The sequence below is a fragment of the Vibrio sp. B7 genome, assembly GCF_963888765.1.
Taxonomy (GTDB): domain Bacteria; phylum Pseudomonadota; class Gammaproteobacteria; order Enterobacterales; family Vibrionaceae; genus Vibrio; species Vibrio anguillarum.
Genome location: NZ_CAWPKR010000033.1, coordinates 103,502 through 118,432, shown reverse-complemented (window position 1 = coordinate 118,432; position 14,931 = coordinate 103,502). Strand labels below are relative to the sequence as shown.

Sequence of the window (14,931 nt, the reverse complement as noted above, 5' to 3'; positions counted from 1 at the left end):
CTCCCCATAAGCTGATTATATCGGAGGATCCAGTTTAAAATACTCCTCCCAATGTTTTCTCCAATCAGAGGAAAGTTCGAAAAATGGTCCATCACTTCGCTCACGCCTAATAATCCATTTTTCATTGCTGACAGGTTCGGTTCTTAACGCTCGAGAAATATTGTTCGGAGCCTTTTCATTCTTCGGCTGAGAAATTAGGTAGTTATTGATTGTTTTAGTAATTTCAGTTCCATTACTAAGTTCTTGGCCTTGTTTGTACCTGAGCACAAGCGCTACAAATATAAGTGGGATATAAATAGTCCCTTTTATTTTCTGAGCTTCTAAATATTTCGGTATTTTATTAAAAATACCATCATCAAAATCGAGCACATCATCATTCCTTTCATAAAAATGTGTCGTTAACTCTATATCTTGTGTTTGTTCAAATAACGGAAGATGTCCTAGTTTATAGTAGCTATCCAAATCCAATATAGAGCTTTTCCCGTAGCTATTATCTATTTTGGGGACACTGATATACCCTGTCTCGTCATTAATCAGTCCTTGTGGCTCATCCCTAGTATTAATCAAATGAGAGTAGCATCCATAATCTAATGAATATAAGTTGTACTTAAAACCTTGGGCAGACCTTACCGAAACGCCTTGTTTAACCAAGTGAATAACCCTAGAGTCGTAAAGATAATCTATAAGTTCATCGTTCGTAGTGTTGTTAACTAGGAACCCCCTAGTTCTCTTCGTACCGATTACCACAGATACAATCCATTCCAATAGTCCTACAGCTTCAGTACGAGAGTTAATATCTTTACTCTTTGATGTGGTATACCAAGTTCTAGCAGCATTTCTTATACCTTTCACACCGATTTTTTGATCTTTCTGATGTTGTGCTGCCTGAGAAATGATATTTATAGCGTCACGGGAAACTCCTTCACTAGCTCGAGCAAACTCTTCAAGAGCATTCTTATTCTTAAATACCATCGATATAAACTTCTCAACATCGTCTGGTATTATGTTTTTTCTATCTGCCGCTTTCGCATGTTTAAAAATAAGACTTTTGAAGAACTCCACGGATTGCTCTTTATCGCTGTCAAAAACCATGAAATGGTCCAAATTTAACGATGCCGATGCATCAGATGAAACTTCTAGACCTACTGACGCACCATTTTCATCATGTATGCGAAACCGTGAACGGTGACTAATAGCTGCTATCTTTACTGTAATACTTGGAACTGAAAATATAATTCGTCTCAACATATCAGCCAGATAAGGTTGAAGGTCTAATGGAACTTCACTCCATTCGTCAATCAAGATAAGTAAGCTGCTCTCTGGTAGTTTTTGTACTATACGCTTAAGAATTCGTGATAAAGTTCCAAAATGAATTCTTAAGGTCTGTTGACCAGATTCTCTCGTAGTGACCGTACCAGAATCATTTATAGACTGTGAGCACTCCAAATCAGCCGATATACTACTCTGAAGAGAAAGCCCAGCTGACAGTTTAGCTGATGAAGCCGATGATATTGCTTTACTAGTACTTAGCTCCTTATCAATACTGCCTTGAATAACTATATTTGTTGCCTGTTCAACAAACTCGTCTAGTAATGGTATAAGTTGAGAGAAGTCACATGATTCACTGTCATAGCAAACATCTAATATTTGCTCACGGATATCGCACAAGGTATCAGAAAGTAACCTAGATGCTCTTTCAGTTATACTAATACTACCGTCAGCGTACATCCCTCCCGTAGAGCCCATTGTTCTCATATCAATTTCTAAACAAGGCACTCCCGATTTATTCACTTCACTTTTTAAGTATTTCAAAAGGTGAGTTTTACCCGTACCTCGACGACCGTAAATTATTTGATTTTCTAAACAGGAAAATAAAGGGAAAACTGACCCAATATGAACGAAAGAATCCACTAAGTAGTTATCTGGTTTTTTCTCCGCTCTTCGGGGCATAGTCGCTAAAATTTCGCTCAATGGAGTCATAATGAGTATCTTACGCAAGGATCAGTACAAACATTGTACAAGTATCATATCCAACTGAAAACACATTACTTTCGTTCATATAAAACAGGGAGGGGTACAAAATCAGGTTTATGCGATGATCAATCGACATACCTTCTAAAATAAAAAAGTCCAAGCAATCTTGGACTTCCACTTCAAGCACTACGCATTTTCAATAAACTTTCAACATCCTCAGAACTAGCCTTCAATGATTCAATCATTGTTCGCCCATGAAAGCTGGGCTCGGGTCTCACGAGCAGTGAGTAAAAGGCTTCTACTCCGCCAGGTAACAAAGGGCCATAACGATTTTTTAGTTCTTCGACATTGCGCATCATAGGTTCATGTTCTGCGCCATACAGTCGTAAGACCTCAAACTGAAACCAGAGTGGCGTTGAATTTGCGTAGTGAACTGTAAACCCCTCAACGATAGAAGGGAATCGCCCGACATTTTTTAATTGTTCTAACTTTGAAAGCGCCTCTTTTAGCTCTTTTTCAAACTGACGCTTTTCTTGCCATTCATCGATCTGTGCTTGGCGCAGGTTTTGAATTGTAATTAGTTGTTCATCAATTGTCTTCTGAAGTTTGTCTTTCTTATTTTGAGGTTTAGACTCTTTCAAAGTGGTATGAACTAATACATGCACATCATTCCAACGATCAATGGCTTTCGAAACCATCTGGCCTACATCACGATGATTGCCTAGCGACGTTCGACTAATGTCGAACGTCTGAGAAAACAACCGTAACGACATCATTTTTTGTCGCCCTAACAACACATCCTCAGGGCGAATGTCATCTAAAGCATGCAAAGCCTCTTTCACTCTCTCAACAAAGTCGTGACTAGCCATACAGCGCTTCTTCTTTCAATTGATGAACGAGATCACGAACTTTATCAAGTCCTTGAACGATCCCTTCTTTTTCACACGCTTCCATCATTTGGAGTTGGTCCTCCCAAAATGGTAATTGCGCGGTCGTAATGACACAGTTCTCACACGAAATACACTGGATTCGATTGAGGCGACAATTATTTGAACAAGCACCTTTATCAACCGGCCGAACGGAAACCGAATGCGCATTTAGCTGCACCTCCATTCCAGTGCCAATCTGTTTCTGAAGCGTTTTTAGATTTTTCGCCGTTTTAAAATCTCGTGCTGCATATTGTTCATTAGCCATCAACTCCCCTAAGCCACCATGCTTAGGTCGAGAACTTTCTACCTGCATATCCATGACGGACTTTTGAAACTCACTCTGATCCTCAGCAATCCAATTTAACAGCTCATCATCGCCACCTTGCATGTAGTACTCCGTAATATCCGCAGAGAGATGTCCAAATTGCTCCCGCAACGCCTCGACACTTCCTAGAGGGGATAACGCTACAAAACGAGCAAAAGTACGACGAAATCGATGAGGGGTAATTTTTGCTGTTGTTTTTACCCCTGAATACTCAACAAAACGAGTAATTCTGCGACCAATAGTAATTGTGTCTAATCTTAAAGAATAACGGTGTGTTGAGTTTATACCTGAAGACAAAAACAAGCTATTTGATGCTTTGATTGCCTCACTAGTTATCAATGACTCGAACTGTCCGTCGCCATAAGACATCAGTCGCTGGTTTTTTTCTCGACGATGTCGATTCAACTGATTGACTCGTTCAATGACTGCATTTATCTCTTGAGGGGCTAACCATATGTGATGTTGTCCTTCAGGTAAATACGAATACTTATACGTCACCCCACGAAGGAAGCTTGAACCATAATTCGTCGATAGAAACTCGGTTTTCTTATCTTGGAAACAATCCATCGATAGGCCTGATAATTCACTTTGGCGCATACCGGTTAGTGCCAGAATCAGAATTATCGCAGCACCTTCAAATAAAATAATGTCCAATTCAAGTTCAGCATAAGTCTCATATCCTTTATTCAATAGGAAGGCTTTCTTCCTGTTGGTCACCGTGGATGCTGAAGGATTTTTTTTATCCCGAGTGGGTGATGCAACAAATTCTGATTGTTTAGTTGTCCAATAGTCAACATAGGTTTGGAGCGAATGTTCAGACGAATCAACACAATCCCATGCAGCCTGAATTAATGCTCGCCACTTATCCTCCTCAATGACTTGTGTCTGGTGACGCTTCTTGATTTTACCGACGACCGACTGACCTTTTAGCCCTCTAAAGGGGGGATGGATAAATCCTGCTTTTAACAAATGTCGATAGTTATATAACTGATGAATTGGCTGAAGCCTGAATATCTGAGTTTCCTTGCTTACATACGAGTTTTCGTGTCCCGGACGAAAGTCTTGCTTTATCCACCGAACATATTGCTCTAACCCCGTAGGCGATTGAAGCCAATCTTCAAATGCCATTCCATGGAAAGTATTCACCCACCATTGCGTGAATACTTTCCATGCTTTTAAATCTCCTTTCAGAGTATTGGCCGAGATCCCATCAGAGAATCGTAGCCACAGACAATCTCGGGTAGCCTCATATATGCTATAGCCGTGTTGATGAGTTGAACACTTAACACTTCGCGTTTCACATTCCTTTGTAAATGAGAGATTTTTTGTGGATCGTGGAATATTTGCATTTCCACTAACATGTTGGAGTAACCAGATGTCATCACCGTAGCTACCTAAGTCATAACCATCATAAAACCCGATCGACAACCCTAATTTTTCTTGAAACGTTGCATATTTTATTTTTTGTACTGTGATAGTTTGAGTTGAACGAGTTGCCTCAACATGACTTACCGATAAACCATCCACTAATTCTTTTTTTCTATTCATACTTTTTATTCCACCATCGACAGCATCTGAGCAAGATAAGATTGATCATTCAGGTTCCATAACGGATACGGCGCTTGTTCCGCACGTTCTTTCGCTTTTTTTACGACTAACGGACGATGACGAAATGCGTGGGGAATATCATCTTCTAGCGTTTTTAAGTAGATACCATAGCGTTTCAGCCATGAAGCCGAGGGAATCCTTCCTGATTCAAAATCATGGCGTAACGCCCGTTGAAATGAGAATAATCGCCATAAATCAGTTTCTAAAATCACCATGTGTGGACAAAGCAAACATTGCATAAAATCTAGACAATGAGGTCCAGAAGATAGCGATTGTTCCTTGTTTTTCGGGTTATTACAGCTCGCGACATGTGTTTTGAAACGAGAATCACTTTGCAACAAATCCAACTCATCTTTCTGCGCTTCTGTCAGCACGTTTTGCTGCTCATATTGAATCCATGTTTCAACCCCACCCGAGACTGAATAGTCATGAAGGCGACTGAGTAATAGACTTATCCGTGCTTTCTGTTCTGGACTCGCATTTAAATAATGCCGTTCAGTTGTAGGCGAATAGCTCATACCAAAATTTAGTTTGTGCCCCAAAATACGAGAAACACTCGCCACAGAACCATAGCGGCGTAAAATCTGAACACACGTCGGACGTAAACGAGAGATTCGAATCCTTAATTCTTGGTCTTGATCATCCCTCAAATCATATAGGTCTGCAATAACATCCAAAGGAACAACTGCATTCTGGTTTTTATTACGACTGCTATCCAAATACCCTGCTTTCAACGATGTAACGCATCCTCTACTTCCCCAAGAACTACTTTCGTATAACCAAATAGATTCACGAATATCGTTAGAAGTTTGCTCTCGGTACTTATCTGACCGTTCTTTAAGGTAATCGAATAAACCTTTTGCACTCATATGGAACAAACGAGATTCTGCGAACATTTCTATTTCACGTTCATCAATATTGGAGAAATCTTTAATGATGGTGCGATGTTTTGCCCGTGGTTTGTAAAAAGCAAAACAGACACGACGCTCGGGGTCATGAGGGTGAGGGTACATTGAATCCACTTGTAACCTTAAGATATCAGACTTATTCGCCAACGTGTAAATCGACATCAATACCGCGGCAGCCGCGAGGACAACAGAGTCAGCCCCTTGCCATTCCGCTTTTTTATCCAAATCAACAATCGATTTACACGCTTTGAGGATTTGACGGAACTCACGTTTTGAGTAAGGTTCTCTAGGGGAACTGGGAATACCACGAACCGAAGGTAAGTGACCAAGCAATACATCGACATGTACGCTATCGGGTTGCAACTCCGCAATACTGACCAACAATTTAGGGATCAATCGAGCAATACCAATAGACTTACGACGTTTACCTTTTCTTTCTCCCTCTTGGAGCGGTCTCAATTGAAACCACTTTAAATAACTGAGCAAGAATTCATAATCACAATCGGCAATATTATCGACGGTATTTTCTGTGTTTAAGTACAGCAAAAACATATCAATCGCTCGACGGTATTGCCCAAGAGATTTCAACGCAAAACCTTTGCAATGTAAGCCATACAATCCCTCATTCAATTGCAAAATAATGGTCTTCAAATGCGGATACTCTGTGATTCTCGCGTTCACATCAAAATGATAATTACCATGTACTGGATCTGAAAAAGTCCACATTAGCGGTGCTTTGAAGTACAAAAGGTTATTGCTTTGAGATGGATTACTCATCATCTGCCTCCTGCATCATTTGACAAAGCTCTTGTTCATATTGTTGAAGCACCTTGCGGTCATGCGCATGCAGCTCGCTGGTCATGTTGATATATATGTTTGCAGTTGTTGATACTAGGCTGTGCCCCAATTGCTTCTGCAACCAGATTAAGCATGCCATTTCGGAAGAAAAGCCTGACTCCTGCCACTTTTCTAGTGTTCGTGTTGCAAATACATGCCTCAGAGTATGAGGAGTAATGGAATACCGTAACCCTGCGAGGTCTGACGTACTTTTAAATGATTTCTGTATGGTAGACGATGCCCAAGCTTGATGATTTTCATTAGCAAAAAATAGAGATTTATTTCCAGAAAACGACGATGACATGACTTGTTCATAAATCGCCAATAATAATCGTCCCGGAATGAACACTGTTCGAGTTTTATCATTTTTAATGTTCATCACTCGAGTATCAAGACGAATGCTATACATCCGGTTTGGATCGTTTAGAACTGAGGTATACGAAGGGAATGCAGACACTGGCGCAGACAACACTTCACTAATTCGCATTCCCGTTCCTAACATCAACCCCATCATAGGTCGAATATATTTAGGTAATTTTTTTGAAAACCGTTCAATCTCTTCCATGGTTGGTAAAGGATCCCGGTAAATAAATTCTGTTAGTAATAATCGAATACTTCGGATTTGCTGAGCTTGCTGTTTCTGATTAAAGTTCAACTGACCAGTACGAATTAACTTTTCAACGCGAAGTCCCCAAAAACTATCTTGGGTATAATTATTTAAAATCGCCCATTCAATAAATCTCACAACAGCACGTAATCGGACATTGATTGTTCGATTAGTCACTCGTCGGCCATGCCCAGATTTATGAACCAGACGGTTTCTCCACTTAAAAATATGTTTGATTTGAACATCTTTGAAGGGAACATTCTGTTCTTCTAAAAATGAGACAAACTGCTCAATGCCAGTCGCATTTGATCGTACAGTGTCCATTGACGACCAAAAACCAGATTCAATTTTCTCTATCACATAAACCATTCCGGCAGACATAATTCTTTCTGATCGGTCCCAAAATACAGGAAGATGTGTAATTGCCACGACTCCCATATTTGTTGCTATGTCTTCGTAGGTTACTTTCAAATTTCAACTCTCCACTCAAAATGAAGTTTGATGAAAACATGATTCGACAAACGCGCAAGCCCCTTAAAAACAACAAATTATGCTGTTTTCAAGGGGCTTGCGCGATGAATATTGTGTGTTATGAGAATGGGGAAAATGGGTGATAAAGTCGCTTTTCCCACGACCGATTCAAGAAATCAGCAGAAAAGCTTATGGACAGAAATCATTCAGAGCAGAAGTCTGGATTGTGTACTTACCAAAACAACCCCCATTCTAAATCAACCTAAACCGTTCACTTCCCATTCTAGCGCTGCCGAAGACGTTTGCTCTTCCAAGATGAATTTGTCACGACCATTGTCCAGTAAACTGATAGCCAAATAAGTAGCGTATTTTATAATCGATACATTTTACTTTGATGTGTATTAAAAATTAGATACAAGAATCTTTATAATGTATGCAAAATCAGATACTATTGTCATCGCAATGTATTTAATTAGAGATACAAAATTATGAAAAAATCCGGTGTCTATGCCGTTGCACTCAAGCAAGTCAAAGCAAAAATCAGCGCTTTACTCGGTTTATCTGTGCCTAAACCGCCGAAAAATGGTTGGGTGCGCAGTATCCGTGAGGCCTTGGGGATGTCGGGCGCGCAATTAGGTGAACGTCTTAATCTCTCTCGTAATCAAGTCTCCATATTGGAGCGTAAAGAAACCGATGAAACCATCACACTCAAACAACTTAAACAACTGGCGAGCGGGCTCGATGCCGAACTGGTTTATGCGATTATTCCGCGTCAGTCGATTGATGACATGATAGAAGCGCGCGCTATGGAGTTGGCCAAGCAGCGTTTGGCCATGAGCCACCAATCGATGTTTTTAGAAGCACAGCAGTTAACCTCAGAGCAACAACAGCAAGCGCTGGTTCAATTAGCCAATGAGATTAAAACGGGCAGCACCCGAGATTTGTGGAAAGTCAGTTTGCAGGAGAAATACCAATGAGTCTGTTTGTTGAACCAGAGGGCGCAACCCAACTAAATGCCGATGATGTTGCCGGGCTGAAATTTGATCACATCACGACTCGCGAAGAGCTTAATGAGCTTGAAAATGCCAACATACTACAAGGGTTGAGTTGGTTAGCCACGACGCCTAAAACCAGCATGGATGACATTCTTTCTATGGCGTTTGTGGAAGAGTTGCATCAACGTTTGCTTGGTGATGTGTGGGAATGGGCCGGCAGCTACCGTCACCGAGAGTTGAACATTGGTGTCGATCCGCTGAATATCCGGCCAGATTTACACAACTTACTGGAAGACATCAAATGCTGGATTGAGTTTGAACACTATGACAGCCTAGAACTCTCGGCTCGGATACAGCACAGGTTAGTTAAAATTCACCCTTTTCCTAACGGCAACGGACGTCACTCGCGCGTGATGACGGACTACATACGAATGGTACTACTCAAACAAAAGCCTTTAGTTTGGTCCAATACAGATTTGGATAAACAAAGCCAAGAGCGGGGTGAGTACATTGCGAGCTTACGCCAAGCTGATGCCGGCGATTATGCGCCTTTAATTCAATATCTTCAGGCGAAAGGGAATGTGACTTAAACCAAGCGTTAAGAGCTAAATATACAATTACAGTGTGGATAGTTAAAAGAGGCTGGAACGTCAGCCTCTTTTCTTTGTACAGAGAGCAAGCTCACCAAAACAACCCCCATTGTCCCCAGAAATGGAGTGCACCACAACGACAATTCTAAGTAACTTTTGGGCAATAACACCAGAGTTGTGTCTGCATCTGTTTAAGAAGGGAGAATGATTTAACTACTTCGAAGATAAAATAGAGCGTTAGAACCGGATGAAAAATATGGGCATAGATCACACATTTTGAACATCATGTTGCTCGGTTGATTTTGAACTCAGATAGCTCATAGCCGAGTTCAAATCGAACTGCACAAGGAGCTGCAAAGTTGTAACAAACTATTGGACAATTCTGAGTCAGTGGTTTCTCTAAATTAGTAATTCATGGATTATCTGACGTATTGTAAACCTTTAAAATAGTGGCCAATTTCTCTCATTCACTACAAAGGGATTAACTGGGAGAGCGTAATACTTTAAAAAACAACAAGTAATAACTAACCGTATGATAATATTGACTTTGTCACAGCTGCACTCACCATGAGAAAACCAACGAGGCGATATCACTTCTAAAACTTATCAATTTACTTATATAGAGGCTTCAGGCTTGTTCAACACCCAGATAAGATGTCGGCTGCGCGACATCTATCCTTATTTGTTATATTTTTCTGACCGCAAAGCCTTCGGACTTTCTATATAAAGTACTGACAGATTTAGGCAACAACCCTAAGAAACCTTCTTTTAGACTGTCTTTAGCTACATTAATACCTTGCTTATCGCTAAACTCCCAAGCATCTGCACACTCACTACTTGCAGCATACCTAATTAGGTTTTCGATTAGAGAACGTACCGATGTAAATGCTTTATCTGCTTTCATTTGCTCTAGATTACAAACGATAGCATTGCTCACCGTAATGTCCTCGTCATCATCTGAAGGTGTTACATCGAGAATAAGAAGCTCATTTTCACCACTATATGTCCAGTTAGTTTTAGCTTCAAAACTTTCAACTACGTCAACTAAAGCAGAGTCACTGTAAAACCATGGTTCTCCATCAATCTCTATAATTTGCTGGACATCATTAAATTCAGTTGAGTTTTTGTAAGCTCCGAAGCCACAGCAAAATATATGGATATGATGTTTAGATCTTTTGTGGAAATAGTTCAATGAATTCAGAATTTCACTTTTACAGAACTGAGTGTTTGGATTACAGAACAAAACTGCGACGAGAGTATGCCGCTGCAATTTGGCATTCATCTCTGCCATTAGGTTTTCAGTAACACTGTCAATAGAGTCAAAACAATACCTACGCCCAGTCACTCGCTTTTCGTTTGCTTTAACTGTTCTTACAATATCTAAATACTTTACTGTTTCAATCATTCGAAAATCTCGATAAAAAATATAACGCCCGCTTCACGGGTAACTTATAGTGAAGCATTTTTGTGTGATACTGGCGCGCAGCGGCAACACAAAAATACTTAATGAAAAGTTGTCCCAGTACAAGCGCTTGTTAGCTTTCATTTGCAGCCAAAACAAAGTCACCGTCACTAATTCTTTTCATCATTGTAAATGGAAAATAATCGTAGAATTGTTCAATATCTTGAATACTCACTTTATTTATATTATTTAGATGCCCATCAGCTAATTGCAGAGCAATCATTTCCTTTGTGATCTCAGTAAAGGTATCAACTTCTGAAAGCAGCCATGTTTTCTGACCTCTTTCAAAAAGCTCGTAGGGTAATTCATCAAGGCTTAATTTTTCTCTGTCGTGATTTTTATCTTTATTGAGCTCTATTAAAATAAACTCAAAAAAGTCACAAAGATACGAATATAAGAGATGTGTATGAAAGGCAAAATAATTATCCGCGAAATTAATATTGTTATTACACTCATTCGAATACATGTAATGAGGCTGAATTAAGTCATCCAAATTAAAATCATATGCCTGAAAACAAATTCTATTCTTAACTTCATCGTCATTGACATAGAATGGGTTAACTGTAATGCCACCATGAACTATTTTATTTCTAACTTTGTTTAAGTCTCTATACCATCCTAGCTGTAGGGCATCAAAATTATCGGCATAACCCTCAAATTTCTTTTCCAAATATTCATACTTATCACCTGATTTTTTATTGGGAAAAATAAGCTTATCTGCTATTTGATAGGCAATATCCCAAATGGTACTAATCTTGTAATAACAATATTCAACTGAACTAATACTGACCACAGATGTTTGATTATACTCTTTAATAAAGTCTTCATCTTTTTGTACCTTATTAATATGAGCAATGGTATAAAATAGTTTTTTAAAATTTGTTTGTAAATTTTTAAAAAGAAATTGAATCTTCTCATTATCTAGAAGTTCTGGTTCGTATTTATTCAAATACATCATGATTTTATAAGTTGGACTATCAACTCTTTTCGCATTTACATCCATTACACGATCCTACTTGAAAGCTAACATTCTTAATAACAGGCTGTCTCGTTTTTCTGTCTGCCTGACTTTCCATAAACTTATCATAACTCACTAAAAATTAGCGCAAATACTCTATAACCTAACATTATATTTCTTTCTCAACTCGTATACCGTTTTAAAAAGTATGGGCGAGCTCCACGCCAGTTACAGAGAAGCCTGACATCAACGGTATTTTTACTAAGTACAGTTTATACCCACTCATATCTTGTCCCCTCAATTTTTCTTTTGCCGAGTCGATTCGTCCTGTGTAAAAGTTTTCAAGCTCGTGTTCTTCATGCTTTGGAACATAGAAACAAAATATAGATGCCTTTTTTTGCTCCTCATTTGAGAATACAACTGAGCCAGATTTGCGTTTAGTTACAAGGTTCTGCTCTTGTTTGGTTACCATGTCTTTTAGCTCTTTTTGCCCTTGTTTATTAAAAAAGCAAAACGTCTTAGCGCACTCAAATCCATTCTCATACTGACACATTTCATGGACTAGCTTGCTAAAAAATTCATGTGTATATAACTGAGGTTTTTCACCATTTTTCAAATAAAAGTCATCAAACTTATCGGAGTTTGGTTCTATTGCAACAAGATCTATTCCCTCATCGTCAATGTTTTCTATTCCTCTTAATCTATCGGACAGATAATAACCGAGCCAATCCAGCTCATCATGAATGTACATTTTCTGATTATCCGAACTTTTAATCCTCCGATGGATATAGTCTAAAAAGTCATGAGGTTGAGGGAGCATGTCAGTAACTACATACAAATCGAATATGTTAATTGCCCACGGCATGTCTGAAGGACGAAACCTTCCTGAACTCATGACATATTGAGGGTTACTAGTAAACTCATCTAATCTCTCTTGACTAATAGGGAGTAGTATTACATCTGTCACATCTGTTAAATCTAAGTCAATAGCCCTCCCGTTCTCATCTCTCAAGTTAGGGGCATGAGACACATCGAACATCGACTCTCTAGCTCTTATGCACTGTGAATATGCGCTATTAACAATTTGTTCTACGTGCTTCTCTATTCTTAGTGCTTTCCCTTCAATTGCAGGCGGACTTACTCGGTGTGCCTTCGCCTCAATAATAAAGAGAGTATTTCGAAATTTAACTAGACCATCGACCTCACAACGATCACCAGTATGAATCGAATCATAATAAACTTCCTCATATGCTTCAGCTCCATCTAGCACCGATGTTATCAAAGAAACAGCTTTTCTTTCTAAGGTTGCCGCTCTGTGTTTATTATATCTTTTTTGCGTTTTAGCCCCTTGCCTCAAACAATCGTCTGAAACCTGATAAAAAGCAGTTAACAACATATCTAAATGGACACAAAAATAACTATCATCCAAACAGATGAACGGTTTTTTAGAAAAAACATTATAGCTATTAGTACTTTCTAACTCTGTCAGGTCATTTACAGTGAGGTGCTTCAAAAGCGCTTTGACATTGCTATTATCACCTGTAACGCCTGCATCGATATCACCTAACTTAAAAAAGAGCACATCAGTCGCATGGTTCAAAAAATCAACGTATAGAGCCCCATCGATCATCTTATAACACTGGTTTTTGTTTTTTATTTTCGCTTTGGGAAAAACTTTCAAGAACGCCTTTTTATCTGCTTTGAACAAGCTAATTAATTCGTCTCTTTTAGTCTTTGAACCATCTTGATAAGAGATCAATTTTTGCATTGAAGTCTTGTTAACGAAATCAAAAATATCCAATACATCGTTATAACAAAAACCATTAGCCGCTATAAGATCACCAGAGAATTGACCAAACAAAGCTTCCAAATAATCCTTTGCGTGTACATCATAAAACTCACCTCTAATGAAGTTCTTATTTGCCGCATATGATGACAAACCACCTAATGATGGCTTATCCTCTGATGTATTCTTTGCGTTTTTTGACATTTCTTTAAAGCGAGTTAAGAAGCTCCCAAGCTCTATTTTCTCACTAATTTCCTCTAAATCTGATTGAGTAATATATCGGCCATCACAACTTTCTAGATGAGGTATCTTAGCTATGAGAGTTTCATAAATTATTGGCAAACTACTACCAAATATCGACTCAAATTTAAACGCAGCTATCGCGCTTTTAATATCAATATCATTCAACAAATTGATTAGCTCACCATGTTTGGCTTCGCACTCTTCTCCCAACCCTTTCAGGTCTGGCATGAATTCGTCACTCATGATCATCTCCAACATCAAGTTGTTTTCAGAATACCTTACAATTCAATAAATCATAATGTGGCATATCATAAAGTTGGATAACCACCCTTCGTTTTTTCAGTTGTAAGTTCATTCGGGGAGCTTCCGCTTTTGCCATCATTAGGCGCACCAATTAACATCAGTTTTGAGGATAAGGTCTACGACTGATAGTACTGATAATATGGGATTACTTTTGCTGAGACACTTTCGTTACTTTAACTCATTGGTATAGTTTGCCATAAACCAAATCAGAGCGTCGTACTGTTGAACTGATTTGAGGTTTTTCTATTGATGAGTTTTACGTATCCAGATGTGACCGCCAACTTATATTCCTACCAAACGGTAAGTGACTATAGAACTTATTGATCATGAGGACTTGGAAAGGGATAAGTTAACAGTAGTTACTTCGAGATTATTGATGAAATCGCGTAGTCAAAGTAGAGAATGTGAAGATCAAAAAAGGGAGTCGATTGCGGGTCGACTCCCTTGATTACGGTGCTTCGTACTTTTACTTGTTGAAGTCGTTATAGATTTCGATACATTTATGCACGATTTCTAAGGTCACTAAAGCAAGGGTCAGATATTCAATCATCGTTATGCTCCTATCACAGAGCTACAACCGTTTCCCTTCGCCTTTAGATTACACTTTCAGTACTTCGGTGCTGCCACTTTACGAGTAGAGCTAGCTCAAGGGTTACAAGAGGCTACTTAGATTGCTAGTCCAAGCTAGTGTTGAGTTTACGAAATTTAAACAGTGGTCAAAATGCAAGCACCTTAACTTACCCATTTAGTCTGCTATCCAATAAACACTTTTGTTTGTTGAAAGCTAAACAATTCGTTTCTCATTTGTAACCACAATTACTCTGTAGTGTCAGGTGAATTATCCCTGAAATAATTCGATCGCTCAATGCTTTAACCTAATTTTTGCAAAAAAAAGTCATAGATTGTATAATTAAGAAGCAACTTTACGAGTAGAG

General features: G+C 39.0%; 10 protein-coding genes. 2 read left to right on the top strand and 8 right to left on the bottom strand.

All coding sequences use genetic code 11. The features are described 5' to 3' along the window. Nucleotides 1–15: 15 nt before the first annotated feature. The 5 genes from AACV32_RS10085 to AACV32_RS10065 form a co-directional block, all read right to left on the bottom strand. Nucleotides 16–1,980, bottom strand: a complete 1,965-nt coding sequence (locus AACV32_RS10085; protein ID WP_170895031.1) for an ORC-CDC6 family AAA ATPase — start codon at nucleotides 1,978–1,980, stop codon at nucleotides 16–18. Nucleotides 1,981–2,153: 173 nt separating this feature from the next. Continuing rightward, nucleotides 2,154–2,843: a hypothetical protein gene (locus tag AACV32_RS10080; RefSeq protein WP_170895032.1), complete on the bottom strand. Its 690-nt coding sequence runs from the start codon at nucleotides 2,841–2,843 to the stop codon at nucleotides 2,154–2,156. Then, entirely contained in the window at nucleotides 2,836–4,776 is a 1,941-nt protein-coding gene (locus AACV32_RS10075) for a site-specific integrase (protein WP_170895033.1), read from the bottom strand. The genes AACV32_RS10080 and AACV32_RS10075 overlap by 8 nt, the downstream gene beginning before the upstream one ends. A gap of 5 nt (nucleotides 4,777–4,781) precedes the next feature. Next, on the bottom strand, nucleotides 4,782–6,521 hold the full coding sequence (locus AACV32_RS10070; RefSeq protein ID WP_170895071.1) for a hypothetical protein: 1,740 nt from the start codon (nucleotides 6,519–6,521) through the stop codon (nucleotides 4,782–4,784). Further along, nucleotides 6,514–7,659 (bottom strand): tyrosine-type recombinase/integrase, encoded by a 1,146-nt coding sequence (locus AACV32_RS10065; protein WP_170895034.1) that lies wholly within the window; start codon nucleotides 7,657–7,659, stop codon nucleotides 6,514–6,516. The genes AACV32_RS10070 and AACV32_RS10065 overlap by 8 nt, the downstream gene beginning before the upstream one ends. Nucleotides 7,660–8,147: 488 nt before the next feature. Between AACV32_RS10065 and AACV32_RS10060 the strand changes: the two genes are divergently transcribed. Further along, nucleotides 8,148–8,636: a mobile mystery protein A gene (locus AACV32_RS10060; protein ID WP_094147126.1), complete on the top strand. Its 489-nt coding sequence runs from the start codon at nucleotides 8,148–8,150 to the stop codon at nucleotides 8,634–8,636. Continuing rightward, nucleotides 8,633–9,244: a mobile mystery protein B gene (locus AACV32_RS10055; protein WP_014610887.1), complete on the top strand. Its 612-nt coding sequence runs from the start codon at nucleotides 8,633–8,635 to the stop codon at nucleotides 9,242–9,244. Before AACV32_RS10060 ends, AACV32_RS10055 begins: the two co-directional genes overlap by 4 nt. Nucleotides 9,245–9,929: 685 nt before the next feature. Here AACV32_RS10055 and AACV32_RS10050 read toward each other — a convergent pair. The 3 genes from AACV32_RS10050 to AACV32_RS10040 form a co-directional block, all read right to left on the bottom strand. Beyond that, nucleotides 9,930–10,649, bottom strand: a complete 720-nt coding sequence (locus AACV32_RS10050; protein ID WP_115339209.1) for a hypothetical protein — start codon at nucleotides 10,647–10,649, stop codon at nucleotides 9,930–9,932. 130 nt (nucleotides 10,650–10,779) lie between these two features. Then, nucleotides 10,780–11,709: a hypothetical protein gene (locus AACV32_RS10045; protein WP_115339210.1), complete on the bottom strand. Its 930-nt coding sequence runs from the start codon at nucleotides 11,707–11,709 to the stop codon at nucleotides 10,780–10,782. A 154-nt stretch (nucleotides 11,710–11,863) separates the two neighbouring features. Continuing rightward, on the bottom strand, nucleotides 11,864–13,936 hold the full coding sequence (locus tag AACV32_RS10040; RefSeq protein ID WP_170895035.1) for a hypothetical protein: 2,073 nt from the start codon (nucleotides 13,934–13,936) through the stop codon (nucleotides 11,864–11,866). Nucleotides 13,937–14,931: the final 995 nt, after the last annotated feature.